Origin of the sequence: [Bacillus] selenitireducens MLS10 (genome assembly GCF_000093085.1) — a bacterium.
GTDB classification, from domain to species: Bacteria; Bacillota; Bacilli; order Bacillales; family Salisediminibacteriaceae; genus Salisediminibacterium; species Salisediminibacterium selenitireducens.
In genome coordinates, this window is the sequence record NC_014219.1 from 28,698 (window position 1) to 43,653 (window position 14,956).

The window sequence follows — 14,956 nt, forward strand, 5'->3', positions numbered from 1 at the left end:
CCGTTGACCTCCACTCTTATGGGGTGGAGGTCAATCCCGGGTTTTCATGACACTACGTAGCAAGGAGTAATGATCATGTTAATTTATACAATGAGGCGCATACTTGTCATGATTCCGATCATGATCATGATCTCTGTTGTTGTTTTTGTATTGGCACTGATGATGCCTGGTGATGCGTTGTCCGGTCAGATAGACCCGAGTAACAGTAATCCGGAATACATTGCAGAAATGCGGGAAGAACTTGGATTGAATGATCCAGCCCACGTGCAATATGGACGTTGGATTTCCGGGGTTGTTCAATGGGATTTCGGTCGCTCGGTCGTTCATAGAATGGGTGTGATGGATCTGATTGGAGAAAGGCTGCCGAACACTATCCGGCTCTCAGTTCTGTCATTGATTATTACGTACATACTTGCATTCTTCATGGGACGTTATGCAGGTAGAAACCCTTACACACCAGGAGATTACACGATTCAGGGAGTCAACTATCTGATGCTTGCGATCCCGAGTTTTGTCGCATCGATTTTTGCGATTTTTATTTTTTCGTTCCAGCTGGGCTGGTTCCCGGCTACAGGAAGTATCGGTTCGGGCATGACGCCGGGGACGTTTGAATACTGGATGAGCAGACTGCATCACGTGGCACTTCCGGCACTCGTTTTGGGGATGCTGACAACTGCGAGTTATACGCAATTCCTGAGAAACGATATCATTGAAAGTTCGCAGAAGGATTATGTGCGGACTGCCCGTGCAAAGGGAACACCGGAGAATGAAATTTACAACAAGCATATTTTACGCAATTCAATCATTCCAATCGTAACGCTGTTCGGCTTTGATATTGCAAGTATCATTGGCGGCTCCGTTATCATTGAGACTATTTTCTCTTATCGGGGAATTGGAGAACTGCTGATTACATCGATTCAACAGCGTGATTCGGCGGTCGTAGTGGCGGTAACGCTCATGCTCTCCATCGCAACACTGATTGGTAACCTGATTGCCGATCTCGTTTACGGTGTCGTCGATCCCCGTATCAGAGTAGAATAGGGGGCGACGTTTAAATGGCTACGATAGATAAAGCAAAAGAAAAAGAGCTCGAGAAACGGGCGAAAAAACAGTCTCCCTGGTCGATTGCGAGAAAGAAGTTTTTCAATAATAAACTCGCCATGATCAGCCTTGTCTTTTTGGTTGTGGTGACGACACTTGCTATCTTGTCATACTGGATTGCACCGTTTGATCCGAGCCGGGTGGATCCGACCAACAGGTTTACAGAGCCTGGCGGGGACCACCTCCTTGGTACAGACGGGGCGGGGCGGGATGTTTGGACACTTCTCTTATACGGTGCGAGAACCTCTCTTTTGATCGGTTTCACCGCTACGATCGGTATTGTGATCATCGCCACGGTTATCGGCTCTGTTTCCGGTTATTACGGAGGTATTGTGGACGCTGTTCTGATGCGTTTTACCGATTTTATGATGAACTTTCCATTTTTGGTGTTCGTTATCGTGCTGGCTTCCATCTTCCGTGATTCGGGCGTATTTGCATTGATTCTTGTACTGATGGTGTTGTCCTGGACAGGGGCGGCCCGTGTTGTACGGAGTAAAACGATGTCTGAGAAGGAAAATGAGTATGTCTTGGCGGCGATCTCCATTGGAGGGACACCGTTCAAGGTCATCCGTAAGCATATGCTGCCAAACGTCATGACGACCATTATTGTTCAGGCTACACTGCTGCTGGCCGTTATGATTGTAGCGGAGACAGCGCTCAGTTTCCTCGGGTTTGGGGTTCCACAGGGGACACCGAGTTGGGGGAACATGATGAGCGAAGCAAGTAACCCGAACGTGATTCGGAACTACTGGTGGATCTGGATGCCACCGGGTCTTGCGATCACATTCACCATTTTGTCCATTAACTTTATCGGTGAAGGCATTAAAGACGCCTTTAACCCGAAATCGTTACGATAAGTTATAATACAAAGACGGAGGGTGTTCCCTTCGTCTTTTGTTTTGCTTTCATCATGAACGAAAGGAGGGAAAGTGATGAAAACCAGTCAACAGCTTAAAGATGAAGCTTATATGAAAGAGGCGCTCACAGAAGCGGACAAAGCGGAGGCCATTGGGGAGGTTCCCATTGGCGCCGTGATTGTTAAGGATGATATAATTATTGCGAGGGGATATAATGAGAGGGAGACAAAACAGCGGGCTACGGGTCACGCTGAACTTGTTGCCATTGAAGAAGCCTGCAGGATTCTCAAGACATGGCGTCTTGAAGGCTGTACCCTCTATGTCACCCTTGAACCCTGTCCGATGTGTGCAGGGGCGATCGTGCAGTCAAGAATAGACCGGGTTGTTTACGGCGCCGACGACCCGAAAGGCGGTTCGTGCGGTACGGTGGTCAATCTTCTTGATGAACCGAAATTCAACCATGCGCCACTAGTGACAAGCGGAACGCTGAAAGAAGAAGCCGCTGACAGACTGTCATCATTTTTTAGGGCGCTAAGAGAGGCCCGTAAACAAAAAAAGAAGGAGGGGATTCCTCATGAGACCGAATCAGATTTCACTTGAAACAGCCCAAATGCTCTCGGAGAAACTGAATATGCCTCTTGAGCATGTCATGCATACGCCACCTCATATCCTCATGGCCAAGCTGAAGGAAATCGAGGATCAGCAGGAAGCGGATAAGAAGGATTGAGCGATTTGCGCTGATCCGCTGAATCGAATTTAACGGACTTTTTTCAATGTATTGCAATTCATATTTAAAAACGATATACTTGTCTTTGCGCTGAAGAAAGCGCCTGAAATTATTATCAAGTTTGTCGTGCTAGGCGGGGAGGTAGCGGTGCCCTGAACTCGCAATCCGCTATAGCGAGGCTGAATCCCTTCCTGAGGTCTTTGTTCTGCTTGGTCTGACTCCGGTAAGTGGTGTTGACGTTTGGGTTCTGCGCAACGGAATCCTGTGAACCCTGTCAGGTCCGGAAGGAAGCAGCAGTAAGCAGATCATTCCGTGTGCCGCAGAGTTGCCTGGACCGAGCTAACTGCCGGTTTAACGCTTGTGGAACATCGATCGAAGGAAGGTGCACGGCACTTTATTATATCATTGCAAACAGCCTGGAGACGGTTTTCGTTTCCGGGCTGTTTTTAACTGAAAAGAATCGTCCGTGCCCTTGTCGAAGAACGGTTCACAACAGGAATGTGAACCGGTATAATGGGTATGATACAGGACGGCAATAAGCTATCGGATCAATAGTGCGGGAGGATGTGACAGGGAATGGCTTATCAGGCATTATACAGAGTATGGCGACCACAGGTATTGAAAGATGTCGTCGGTCAGGAACATATCACCCGTACGCTCCGGAATGCGCTTTTGCAGCAGAAACTTTCCCATGCGTATCTGTTCAGCGGACCTCGCGGAACAGGGAAAACCAGTGCGGCGAAGATCATTGCCAAGGCGGTAAACTGTGAACAGGCACCGGTCGAAGAACCGTGTAATACCTGTTCGACCTGTACGGGCATCCAGGACGGCAGTATCGTCGATGTCATTGAAATTGACGCGGCGAGTAACAACGGTGTGGATGAGATTCGTGATATTCGGGATAAAGTGAAGTTCGCTCCGAGTGGTGCATCATACAAAGTCTATATTATTGACGAGGTGCATATGCTGACGACAGGAGCATTTAATGCCCTGTTGAAAACACTTGAGGAACCGCCGCGGCATGTGATTTTTATCCTTGCCACAACAGAGCCGCATAAAATACCGCTCACCATCATTTCCAGATGCCAGAGATTTGACTTCAAGCGGATCACTGCACATACCATGATCAAACGCATGGAGGAGATCATTGAAGATGGGGACCTCGCCGTGGATCCAGACGCCTTGTCCATGATCGCACGGGCTTCAGAAGGCGGGATGCGGGATGCACTCAGCCTGCTTGATCAGGCGATCTCTTATGCGGATACATCCGTCACCCTGGATGATGTTTTATCCATCATCGGTGCGGCCTCGCAGGATTTGATGTATGATGTAATGGAAGCGCTCCTCGATCAGCAGGTGGCAGATGGTCTGACTGCCATTGATCGGCTGATGAGCGACGGGAAGGATCCCGGGCGGTTTATGGAAGACTTCATCTTTTTGACCCGGGATCTTTTAATGGTACAGGCTGCACCTGCCCTTGATGAATCCGGCGACCGTAAACTTGGCGATCAGCGGTTTGAGATACTTGCATCAAAAGCAAGCCAGTCGTGGCTCTTCGCACTCATGGAGAAGCTGAATCATTTTCAGCAGCAGATGAAGTGGGCTAGTCATCCGGCAGTATTTTTGGAGATGTTTGTTGTGCAGGCTTGCCAAATGCCGAGTCGGGAACCGGAGAAAGCCGGGCTTCCTGAAGAGGTTCGTCAGCAAATCAGTACCCTTGAACATAAACTCGCAGATTTAGAACGGCGTTTGCAACAGGCGCCTTCGCAGGCACCTGCAGGCCGGCCTGATCAGCCAGCAAGCCCTTCGCAGCCGCAGGCGCCTGTCAGAAAACAGCCTCAAGCGGCATCGACCGGTGCCAGCCGGGCGAATATGCAGCGTGTAAAGGGTGTGCTGAATGAAGCGACGAAGGCACATCTCAAAGCAATTCACCAGAAATGGGCTCAGATACAGGATACGGTGAAGCAGCAGAATGTGGCTGCATCAGCCTGGCTGAATGACTGTAAGCCAGTCGTGGCATCTTCAGGTCACTACGTCCTTGCCTTTCGAAACGAGATGCATCGCGGCATGGTGGACGATAAATTCAGAGATCTGATCGAAGGCGTTGTTTCGCAGGTGATGGATACGCAGCTCGTTATGTATACCCTCCTTGAACAGGACTGGGAAGAAGTGAAGGCGGCGTTTGTCAAAGAACAAAAGAAGAAGCAGGCCAGTCAGCCCGCTGACGGAAATCAGGAATCAGAAGATGTGCCTCAGGATGGCGACAGTGAAGCAGCCGGTCAAGCAGTGGAAGATGAACCCGAAGAAGATCAGGGTGAAGCGGTTGTTGATGAAGCAATCAAAATGTTCGGATCCGACCTCGTGCGGATTGAAGAATAAATAAGAGCCAAATTGAAAGGATGAGCAGGAATGAAAAATATGGGAAATATGATGAAGCAAATGCAGAAGATGCAAAAGGATATGGCGAAAGCTCAGGAACAGCTGAAGGATGAAACAGTAGAAGCTACTGCAGGCGGTGGCATGGTCAAGGTCATTGCGAGCGGGGAAAAGCGAATTCTCGATATCCAGATTAATGAAGAAGCTGTCGATCCGGATGATGTTGAAATGCTTGAAGATCTTGTTCTTGCAGCGACCAACGAAGCGTTGAACAAAGTTGATGAAGTGGTAAATGAGAAAATGGGTAAATTCACAAAAGGCATGAACATCCCCGGCATGATGTAAGTGTCCGGATTCAAATGTGAATAAGGGGACCCGGGAGCTGACTTTTCGGACCGGGTCCTTTTCCATGCTCAGAATTTGCCGAATTGAAAGTGAGGGAATGACTGTGCAATATCCGCAACCGGTAACAAAACTGATCGAAGGATTTATGAAACTCCCGGGCATTGGACCCAAAACAGCTGCCCGCCTGGCTTTTTATGTGTTGGATATGAACGAGGATGATGTGCTCGATTTTGCAAAAGCACTGGTGAATGCAAAGCGTGAACTGACTTACTGCTCGGTTTGTCACCATATCACCGATACCGATCCGTGCAGAATTTGTGATGATCAGAGCCGGGACCGTTCCATTATTTGTGTCGTACAGGATGCGAAGGATGTCATTGCAATGGAGAAAATGCGCGAGTATACAGGAATGTATCATGTGCTTCACGGGGCGATTTCACCGGTTGACGGGATCGGACCGGAGGATATTTTCATCCCTGATCTTCTGAAACGGCTGCAGGACGAAACAGTTCAGGAATTAATCATCGCAACGAATCCGAATATTGAAGGGGAAGCGACTGCCATGTATATTTCCCGCCTCGTCAAACCGACGGGAATGAAAGTGACCCGGATTGCTCATGGCCTTCCTGTTGGCGGCGATCTTGAATATGCAGATGAAATGACACTCTCAAGGGCAATCGAAGGAAGACGGGAACTGTAACAAATCCGAGAGAAAGGAGGCGAAAGAAGATGTTCAGCCGAAAAGGGAAAATGCGACGGGAAAAAGATGCGGAACTCATTGCCTTATTGGACAGGTTTAAGCGCCAGGCAGATGAACAGGATGCCCGTATTCACCAGTCTGTTAATGCGTCACCGGAAATTGAAAGACAGTCGAAGCTTGCCCGGGCCAAGTATTATTTTTTGTTGAGGGAAGCCCGTCACAGAAGAACCCGATTTCAATAAAGGATAAGTAAATCTTATTTTTTTCAAAAAAAGTTGTTTGAAAGTGTTGACCTGAATGACCCACCGTGATATATTATTCCTTGTCGCCGAAACGACGGCTCAAACAGAATTCACACAGAATAAAAAAGTGTTGACGGAAACGTTGATACGTGATACTCTGAAGGAGTCGCTTTAAGAGTTTGCGACGAAAGTTGACCTTTGAAAACTAAACAAAAACCAAGCAAAAAAAGTGGGATATATGAATAAGATATCCCGTCAATTAAAATCCAGTGTTTTCATCGATACTGGTATGATGCTAGCGCATCAAACTCAACTTTATTGGAGAGTTTGATCCTGGCTCAGGACGAACGCTGGCGGCATGCCTAATACATGCAAGTCGAGCGCAGGAAGCTTTCAGAAGCCTTCGGGTGGACGAAAGTGGAATGAGCGGCGGACGGGTGAGTAACACGTGGGCAACCTGCCCTGCAGACCGGGACAACCTCGTGAAAATGAGGCTAATACCGGATGACCATTGGCACCGCATGGTGCCGATGTAAAAGAGGGGATTCGTCCTCTCACTGCAGGATGGGCCCGCGGCGCATTAGCTAGTTGGTGAGGTAAGGGCTCACCAAGGCGACGATGCGTAGCCGACCTGAGAGGGTGATCGGCCACACTGGGACTGAGACACGGCCCAGACTCCTACGGGAGGCAGCAGTAGGGAATCATCCGCAATGGGCGAAAGCCTGACGGTGCAATGCCGCGTGAACGATGAAGGTTCTCGGATCGTAAAGTTCTGTTATGAGGGAAGAACAAGTGCCGTTTGAATAAGGCGGCACCTTGACGGTACCTCACGAGAAAGCCCCGGCTAACTACGTGCCAGCAGCCGCGGTAATACGTAGGGGGCAAGCGTTGTCCGGAATTATTGGGCGTAAAGCGCGCGCAGGCGGTCTCTTAAGTCTGATGTGAAAGCCCACGGCTCAACCGTGGAGGGTCATTGGAAACTGGGAGACTTGAGTGTAAGAGAGGAAAGTGGAATTCCACGTGTAGCGGTGAAATGCGTAGATATGTGGAGGAACACCAGTGGCGAAGGCGACTTTCTGGCTTACAACTGACGCTGAGGCGCGAAAGCGTGGGGAGCAAACAGGATTAGATACCCTGGTAGTCCACGCCGTAAACGATGAGTGCTAGGTGTTAGGGGTTTCGATACCCTTAGTGCCGAAGTTAACACATTAAGCACTCCGCCTGGGGAGTACGGCCGCAAGGCTGAAACTCAAAGGAATTGACGGGGGCCCGCACAAGCAGTGGAGCATGTGGTTTAATTCGAAGCAACGCGAAGAACCTTACCAGGTCTTGACATCCTCTGAACATCCAGGAGACTGGACTTTCCCCTTCGGGGGACAGAGTGACAGGTGGTGCATGGTTGTCGTCAGCTCGTGTCGTGAGATGTTGGGTTAAGTCCCGCAACGAGCGCAACCCCTGATCTTAGTTGCCAGCATTCAGTTGGGCACTCTAAGGTGACTGCCGGTGATAAACCGGAGGAAGGTGGGGATGACGTCAAATCATCATGCCCCTTATGACCTGGGCTACACACGTGCTACAATGGATGGTACAATGGGTTGCGAAGCCGCGAGGTGAAGCCAATCCCATAAAGCCATTCTCAGTTCGGATTGCAGGCTGCAACTCGCCTGCATGAAGCCGGAATTGCTAGTAATCGCGGATCAGCATGCCGCGGTGAATACGTTCCCGGGCCTTGTACACACCGCCCGTCACACCACGAGAGTTTGTAACACCCGAAGTCGGTGAGGTAACCTTTTGGAGCCAGCCGCCGAAGGTGGGACAGATGATTGGGGTGAAGTCGTAACAAGGTATCCGTACCGGAAGGTGCGGATGGATCACCTCCTTTCTAAGGAGACTTGCTGAAAACCTCCGGTTTTCAGATAAGCTCAACCTTTTTACTTTTGCCTCTGGTTTTTTGTTTAGTTTTGAAGGGTTAAACACTCTTCAGGTTTTTGTGACCTTTGAAAACTGAATAACGAAATGACGAAACATCATGAATCACCGGTGAATCAACTATTTGAAACCTATTCAGGTAGAGAGGAACCGAGTGTCTTGAATTCAAACGTTAAGGTTAAAACGACGCCAAAAGAAAGTCCGTCGCAAGGCGGAAAATGGTTAAGCAAGAAAGGGCGCACGGTGGATACCTTGGCACTAGGAGCCGATGAAGGACGGGACGAACACCGATATGCTTCGGGGAGCTGTAAGTAAGCGTTGATCCGGAGATTTCCGAATGGGGGAACCCACCATCCGTAATGGGATGGGATCCATACCTGAATCCATAGGGTAATGGAAGGCAGACCCGGGGAACTGAAACATCTTAGTACCCGGAGGAAGAGAAAGCAAATGCGATTTCCTGAGTAGCGGCGAGCGAAACGGAATCAGCCCAAACCGAAAGGCTTGCCTTTCGGGGTTGTAGGACACTCCATTGGAGTTACAAAGAGAGAGCGTAGGTGAAGCGGCCTGGAAAGGCCCGCGGGACAAGGTAACAGCCCTGTAGCCGAAACGCCCTCTCCTCCGGAGTGGATCCTGAGTACGGCGGGACACGTGAAACCCCGTCGGAATCCGGGAGGACCATCTCCCAAGGCTAAATACTTCCTAGTGACCGATAGTGAACCAGTACCGTGAGGGAAAGGTGAAAAGCACCCCGGGAGGGGAGTGAAACAGATCTTGAAACCGTGTGCCTACAAGTAGTTGGAGCCCGTTAATGGGTGACAGCGTGCCTTTTGTAGAATGAACCGGCGAGTTGTGATCACGTGCAAGGTTAAGCTGAAGAGGCGGAGCCGCAGCGAAAGCGAGTCTGAACAGGGCGAATAAGTACGTGGTTGCAGACCCGAAACCAGGTGATCTACCCATGTCCAGGGTGAAGTTCAGGTAACACTGAATGGAGGCCCGAACCCACGCACGTTGAAAAGTGCGGGGATGAGGTGTGGGTAGGGGTGAAATGCCAATCGAACCTGGAGATAGCTGGTTCTCCCCGAAATAGCTTTAGGGCTAGCCTCGAGGGAAGAGTATTGGAGGTAGAGCACTGATTGGACTAGGGGTCCCCACAGGATTACCGAATTCAGTCAAACTCCGAATGCCAAATACTTATCCTCGGGAGTCAGACTGCGAGTGCTAAGATCCGTAGTCAAGAGGGAAACAGCCCAGACCATCAGCTAAGGTCCCCAAGTATACGTTAAGTGGAAAAGGATGTGGAGTTGCTTAGACAACCAGGATGTTGGCTTAGAAGCAGCCATCATTGAAAGAGTGCGTAATAGCTCACTGGTCGAGTGACTCTGCGCCGAAAATGTACCGGGGCTAAACGTATCACCGAAGCTATGGCTGAACACCGCAAGGTGTTCGGGGTAGGGGAGCGTTCCAGAGGCTGCGAAGCATGACCGGAAGGACATGTGGAGCGTCTGGAAGTGAGAATGCCGGTATGAGTAGCGAAAAGAGGGGTGGGAATCCCCTCCGTCGAAAGCCTAAGGTTTCCTGAGGAAGGCTCGTCCGCTCAGGGTTAGTCGGGTCCTAAGCCGAGGCTGAAAAGCGTAGGCGATGGCAAACAGGTTGATATTCCTGTACCACCACGTTTCCATTTGAGCAATGGGGGGACGCAGGAAGATAGGGTAAGCGCACCGCTGGTCGTGTGCGTCGAAGCAGTGAGGCTGGTTACGAGGCAAATCCCGTAACCGTAAGGTTGAGCTGTGATCGCGAGTGAAATTACAGTAGCGAAGTTCCTGATTCTACACTGCCAAGAAAAGCCTCTAGCGAGGAAACAGGTGCCCGTACCGCAAACCGACACAGGTAGGCGGGAAGAGAATTCTAAGACGCGCGGGAGAACTCTCGTTAAGGAACTCGGCAAAATGACTCCGTAACTTCGGGAGAAGGAGTGCTCCCCAGGGTGAACAGCCTGGGGGAGCCGCAGTGAATAGGCCCAAACGACTGTTTATCAAAAACACAGGTCTCTGCGAAGCCGCAAGGCGAAGTATAGGGGCTGACACCTGCCCGGTGCTGGAAGGTTAAGAGGTGGGGTTATCCTTCGGGAGAAGCTCTGAATTGAAGCCCCAGTAAACGGCGGCCGTAACTATAACGGTCCTAAGGTAGCGAAATTCCTTGTCGGGTAAGTTCCGACCCGCACGAAAGGTGCAACGATTTGGGCACTGTCTCAACGAGAGACCCGGTGAAATTATATTACCTGTGAAGATGCAGGTTACCCGCGACAGGACGGAAAGACCCCATGGAGCTTTACTGCAGCTTGATATTGGATTTTGGTACAGCTTGTACAGGATAGGTAGGAGCCTTGGAAACCGGAGCGCCAGCTTCGGTGGAGGCATTGGTGGGATACTACCCTTGCTGTACTGAAATTCTAACCTCGAACCGTGATCCGGTTCAGGGACAGTGTCTGGTGGGCAGTTTGACTGGGGCGGTCGCCTCCTAAAGAGTAACGGAGGCGCCCAAAGGTTCCCTCAGAATGGTTGGAAATCATTCGCAGAGTGCAAAGGCATAAGGGAGCTTGACTGCGAGACATACAGGTCGAGCAGGGACGAAAGTCGGGCTTAGTGATCCGGCGGCACCGTATGGAAGGGCCGTCGCTCAACGGATAAAAGCTACCCTGGGGATAACAGGCTAATCTCTCCCAAGAGTCCACATCGACGGGGAGGTTTGGCACCTCGATGTCGGCTCGTCGCATCCTGGGGCTGAAGTAGGTCCCAAGGGTTGGGCTGTTCGCCCATTAAAGCGGCACGCGAGCTGGGTTCAGAACGTCGTGAGACAGTTCGGTCCCTATCCGTCGCGGGCGTAGGAAATTTGAGAGGAGCTGTCCTTAGTACGAGAGGACCGGGATGGACACACCGCTGGTGTACCAGTTGTTCCGCCAGGAGCATCGCTGGGTAGCTACGTGTGGACGGGATAAGTGCTGAAAGCATCTAAGCATGAAGCCCCCCTCAAGATGAGATTTCCCATCACTTCGGTGAGTAAGATCCCTCAGAGACGATGAGGTAGATAGGTCACGTGTGGAAGCATAGCGATATGTGGAGCTGAGTGATACTAATCGATCGAGGGCTTAACCAAGAGTTAAGCGAAGTTTGTTAACACGAAGGACAGACACGGATTCATGATCCCGTCATATGCGTTATTCAGTTTTGAGTGGTTACACTCAATTTCATAGTCTGGTGGCGACAGCGAAGAGGTCACACCCGTTCCCATGCCGAACACGGAAGTTAAGCTCTTCAGCGCCGATGATAGTTGGGGGCTGTCCCCCTGTGAAAGTAGGACGTCGCCGGGCACTTCAACCATCTCTCTGATTGTTCAGGGGGATGGTTTTTTGTTATGCAGAAACAGATGAAAACGATCGGATTTTTGTGGTTCAGGTCTTCTTTTTTACTGTGAACAGGCGTATAATAAGCCGTTGAGCAGTTCGTAACCATCCTGCTTTAACAAAACTAGGGAGATGATTGACATGTCAGAAAATTATTATTTGCCGCGTTCAGGTCCGATGCCGCGTCCTGCGAGCGTGGAAGAAGGAAGAAATGTCCTTCGGGATGAAGCATTCCCGGCACCGGACGTTTCCGTCGTCCGCTTTAAAGCACTCGAATTTACCGCAGTCTGTCCAAAAACCGGTCAGCCGGACTTTGGTCAGGTGGAGATCGAATATGTGCCAAGGAATAAGTGCATTGAATCAAAATCACTGAAGTTCTACTTATGGTCGTACCGTGATGAAGGGGCCTACTGTGAGTCACTTGCCGCTCAGATTGCCGATGATGTGATGGCAGCCATTGAACCGGCACGGGTGAAAGTGATGGTCCACCAGACACCGCGAGGCGGCATTCAGCTTGAGACGGAGGCGGAGCGGATCCATGAAGCTTAACCTCACCAGGAGTGAACTTCTTGTTCTCCTGAACGTCATTTTCGCCACGTCGCTTGTGATCGCCAATGTGCTTGCAGGGAAGCTCGTTGCATTCGGTGAGTTTATTGTGATCCCCGCCGCGGTGATCACCTACGCCTTTACCTTTTTGATTACGGATGTGATCCATGAAAAATACGGCCATGAAACGGCAAAGCGAACGATTATATTTGGTTTCATTGCACAAATATTTGCAAGTACGATGATTGTGCTGGGCGGTTTCCTCCCTGTGGCGCCCTTTGCGGCAGAGAGTCAGGCCGCTTACGAGACGCTCCTCGGTCAGAACTACCGCTTTGCCTTTGCATCCATGGCTGCATATCTCGGGAGTCAGTTCTTTGATGTGTACGTGTTTAAAAAACTGAAGGAAAAGACCCGGTCTGAGAAGAAGTGGCTTCGAAACAATGTCAGTACGGCCTCTTCGCAGTTTGTGGATACGACGATTTTTATTACCATTGCGTTTGCCGGAACCGTGCCGAATCTCTGGATCATGATTGTGAGCCAGTATGCGGTCAAGCTGATCATCGCCCTGATCGATACGCCGATTTTCTATCTCTTGACGAGACGTTCGTCTGAAGAGGAAGAAAGCCGGCAGGCGTCATAATAAATAATCCCCCTGATTCGCTTAGGAATCAGGGGGATTGTTTTGAAACCCGGCCGGTTGGAAAAACGTACCCAAAGAGAGAAAGGTTGGGTGATAGGATGATCCATAACCGCATGGTGAAACGAATGATGTACATCGTTATTTTGGGGGTTCTCCTGGCAGGGCCTCTGCTCATCGAGGTGAACAGACCGGTTCCGTATTATCTGATCGTACTGGCTGTCTTTCTCTATCTGTTTAGGGACATCCAGGACCCGGACCGGTCAAGAAACAGATTCCTTTACAAGTGCTATCAACAGCGCCGACGTTCCTACCATGTCAATGCCTTCAGGGAAGGGGCCGTGTTCTTATTGCAGGTCTCGTTCATTTTGGCTGTCTCCCTGTCGGGCGGGATTGAACCGTTCACCGTGTATATCAGAGAGCTGTGGGGTTTGTGGATCGTCGTCCTGGTCATTGCACTGCCTCTCGGGTATATCCGGGTTGAGATGAATGAAACCCTTTATGAAGAAGCGGTTCAAAAAATGGTTGAGAACGGGGAGACATTGCGGTTTTTAGAGGAGGACCCAATAGAGCGGGAACGGATCCTCAAAAATCAAACAGGGGATGACCGTCAACCGCTTCTTTAATCGACATGGAAAAAAACTCTTGATCCTGGTTTATGTCCTGTTCTTATTCAGCGTCCCGGCCTTTGTGGACATGGTCCACAGTGTTCTGTATCTGATTGCGGTTGCGATCCTTTCCTTTATCGTGATCCGGAGGGAGCTCGCACCTGAGGCCTCAGAGCGGGCGTTCATGGCGAAATGGATTGAAAAGCGCAAACGGTCGGTTCATGTGAATGGCCTCATCAATGCCGGATTGACCTTTGTCACGATGGCCGCCAGCATCTTCATCGTCCCGTTCATCGTGGACGGCCGGCTGATGGAGTGGTCAGCGTTAAGCGCCGGTCAATGGACGGTGATCGTATTGTTTCTTGCTGTTTTTTCACTGGCCCCGGGCTATGTGTCAGTCTGGGAACGTGAGAAACGGTACGACAAGCTGGTCGTCAAGCACGAACGGATGCGAAAACACGCAGAAGGAGACGGGTGAGAGAGCCCGTCTCCTTTTGTCATTGATCAGGACATGGGCTCAGAATCGATGTCTGAAATGCGCCATGTCTCCTGACGATCATCGTAGGAAAAGCTGTAGATCATCCGTACATGACCGATCAGTTCATTCTCACGCTCCTGTTCGAGGCGGGGCGACCCCTGCTCATTGTCGTAAAAGGTATACGGAGCCGTCTCATCAAACCAGACCGGTGCTTCAGTCGGGATGACGGTAACCGTGCCATCCTCTTCGCGGAAATACGTGTTCAGGTGCATGTCCGCTCCCTCCGCGCTTAAAATCCTCGTCAGCTCATTCTCCACCTCACCGATTTCCCCGACGGATTCCAGGGTCTGACCGTGTGCCTGCGCTTCTTCAAAGAAAGCCTGCAGCGTCTCTTCATAGTCGTGCAGAAGTGAGATGGCCTCCTGTTCAGTGAACGAAACGGGGGCTGTTTCATCGTTACGTTCGGCCCCGTTGTTTGTCTCCTGACCTCTTTCCATGTGTGCAGCTTCACCGGAAACGTGATCAATATCCCGTTCGGGCTGTTCATTCCCCCGGTTTTGATCCGCTTCCGTACCGCATGCGGAAAGCGTGATCAAAAAGGCCGCAGGAAGACTGACGAACAGTGACCGAAGCATGAAATCCCTCCTGTTATCAATGTATTTACAGACCGTTTTTCCTGTCAGGCGAAACAGGATAACGTCCCTGGCAATACGGCAAAGGCACCGAGCCCGAAAGAAAAGAGGGCAAACGGCCAGGCTGGGATCCGGTAGGTATCGATCCGTGTCAGGATCATCAAAAAGAGAAACGGATAGACACCGAGGGACGAGAAGACAGCGGTGACGAGGGGATCGACGGCATCAAACTCCCCGCGGATCAGCGCCTGGAAGATCGCGTCAGTGCCACCGCCGGCTCCAGGGGCGAAAAAGATTGCGTAGCCTGTTAACAGAATAAAGACAAGAAGATACGGATACATTGACATTGTTTGTTCACTCCTCAGCATCTGATTG

At 50.6% G+C, this 14,956-nt stretch carries 14 protein-coding genes, 3 rRNA genes and 1 other RNA gene; 16 read left to right on the forward strand and 2 right to left on the reverse strand.

Annotated features, from left to right (window positions below; all coding sequences use genetic code 11):
• Window positions 1-75: 75 nt before the first annotated feature.
• The 16 genes from opp4B to BSEL_RS00175 all read left to right on the forward strand — a co-directional run bounded on the left by opp4B (window position 76) and on the right by BSEL_RS00175 (window position 13,949).
• Window positions 76-1,041: an oligopeptide ABC transporter permease gene (gene opp4B / locus BSEL_RS00110; protein WP_013171000.1), complete on the forward strand. Its 966-nt coding sequence runs from the start codon at window positions 76-78 to the stop codon at window positions 1,039-1,041.
• Between the two features lie 14 nt (window positions 1,042-1,055).
• Window positions 1,056-1,958: an oligopeptide ABC transporter permease gene (gene opp4C / locus BSEL_RS00115; RefSeq protein ID WP_013171001.1), complete on the forward strand. Its 903-nt coding sequence runs from the start codon at window positions 1,056-1,058 to the stop codon at window positions 1,956-1,958.
• A gap of 75 nt (window positions 1,959-2,033) precedes the next feature.
• Complete coding sequence (tadA, locus tag BSEL_RS00120) at window positions 2,034-2,558, forward strand: tRNA adenosine(34) deaminase TadA (protein WP_013171002.1); 525 nt, start codon at window positions 2,034-2,036, stop codon at window positions 2,556-2,558.
• Window positions 2,533-2,685 carry a YycC family protein gene (locus BSEL_RS17305; protein WP_013171003.1) on the forward strand — a complete coding sequence of 51 codons (153 nt, stop codon included), beginning with the start codon at window positions 2,533-2,535 and terminating at the stop codon, window positions 2,683-2,685. Before tadA ends, BSEL_RS17305 begins: the two co-directional genes overlap by 26 nt.
• A gap of 124 nt (window positions 2,686-2,809) precedes the next feature.
• An RNA gene (ffs, locus tag BSEL_RS17310) (signal recognition particle sRNA large type) lies at window positions 2,810-3,075 on the forward strand.
• Between the two features lie 186 nt (window positions 3,076-3,261).
• Window positions 3,262-5,064 carry a DNA polymerase III subunit gamma/tau gene (gene dnaX, locus BSEL_RS00125; RefSeq protein ID WP_013171004.1) on the forward strand — a complete coding sequence of 601 codons (1,803 nt, stop codon included), beginning with the start codon at window positions 3,262-3,264 and terminating at the stop codon, window positions 5,062-5,064.
• Window positions 5,065-5,094: 30 nt separating this feature from the next.
• Window positions 5,095-5,406, forward strand: coding sequence for a YbaB/EbfC family nucleoid-associated protein (locus tag BSEL_RS00130; protein WP_041581615.1), 312 nt, complete (start codon window positions 5,095-5,097; stop codon window positions 5,404-5,406).
• A gap of 103 nt (window positions 5,407-5,509) precedes the next feature.
• On the forward strand, window positions 5,510-6,106 hold the full coding sequence (gene recR, locus BSEL_RS00135; protein WP_013171006.1) for a recombination mediator RecR: 597 nt from the start codon (window positions 5,510-5,512) through the stop codon (window positions 6,104-6,106).
• Window positions 6,107-6,135: 29 nt separating this feature from the next.
• Complete coding sequence (locus tag BSEL_RS00140) at window positions 6,136-6,348, forward strand: YaaL family protein (protein WP_013171007.1); 213 nt, start codon at window positions 6,136-6,138, stop codon at window positions 6,346-6,348.
• A 315-nt stretch (window positions 6,349-6,663) separates the two neighbouring features.
• Window positions 6,664-8,230: ribosomal RNA gene (locus BSEL_RS00145) — 16S ribosomal RNA — on the forward strand.
• Between the two features lie 267 nt (window positions 8,231-8,497).
• Window positions 8,498-11,433: ribosomal RNA gene (locus BSEL_RS00150) — 23S ribosomal RNA — on the forward strand.
• 97 nt (window positions 11,434-11,530) lie between these two features.
• Window positions 11,531-11,647 (forward strand): 5S ribosomal RNA (rrf, locus tag BSEL_RS00155).
• The 16S, 23S and 5S rRNA genes sit together here, the layout of an rRNA operon.
• Window positions 11,648-11,821: 174 nt before the next feature.
• Entirely contained in the window at window positions 11,822-12,229 is a 408-nt protein-coding gene (gene queF, locus BSEL_RS00160; RefSeq protein WP_013171008.1) for a preQ(1) synthase, read from the forward strand.
• On the forward strand, window positions 12,219-12,866 hold the full coding sequence (locus BSEL_RS00165) for a queuosine precursor transporter (protein ID WP_013171009.1): 648 nt from the start codon (window positions 12,219-12,221) through the stop codon (window positions 12,864-12,866). Before queF ends, BSEL_RS00165 begins: the two co-directional genes overlap by 11 nt.
• Before the next feature lie 113 nt (window positions 12,867-12,979).
• Window positions 12,980-13,489 carry a hypothetical protein gene (locus BSEL_RS00170; protein WP_177304801.1) on the forward strand — a complete coding sequence of 170 codons (510 nt, stop codon included), beginning with the start codon at window positions 12,980-12,982 and terminating at the stop codon, window positions 13,487-13,489.
• A 19-nt stretch (window positions 13,490-13,508) separates the two neighbouring features.
• Window positions 13,509-13,949 carry a hypothetical protein gene (locus BSEL_RS00175; RefSeq protein WP_155522672.1) on the forward strand — a complete coding sequence of 147 codons (441 nt, stop codon included), beginning with the start codon at window positions 13,509-13,511 and terminating at the stop codon, window positions 13,947-13,949.
• A gap of 26 nt (window positions 13,950-13,975) precedes the next feature.
• On the opposite strand, the gene BSEL_RS00180 is transcribed toward BSEL_RS00175, so the two are convergent.
• Complete coding sequence (locus BSEL_RS00180) at window positions 13,976-14,584, reverse strand: hypothetical protein (RefSeq protein ID WP_013171012.1); 609 nt, start codon at window positions 14,582-14,584, stop codon at window positions 13,976-13,978.
• Between the two features lie 44 nt (window positions 14,585-14,628).
• Window positions 14,629-14,928: a hypothetical protein gene (locus BSEL_RS00185; RefSeq protein ID WP_013171013.1), complete on the reverse strand. Its 300-nt coding sequence runs from the start codon at window positions 14,926-14,928 to the stop codon at window positions 14,629-14,631.
• Window positions 14,929-14,956 lie beyond the last annotated feature (28 nt).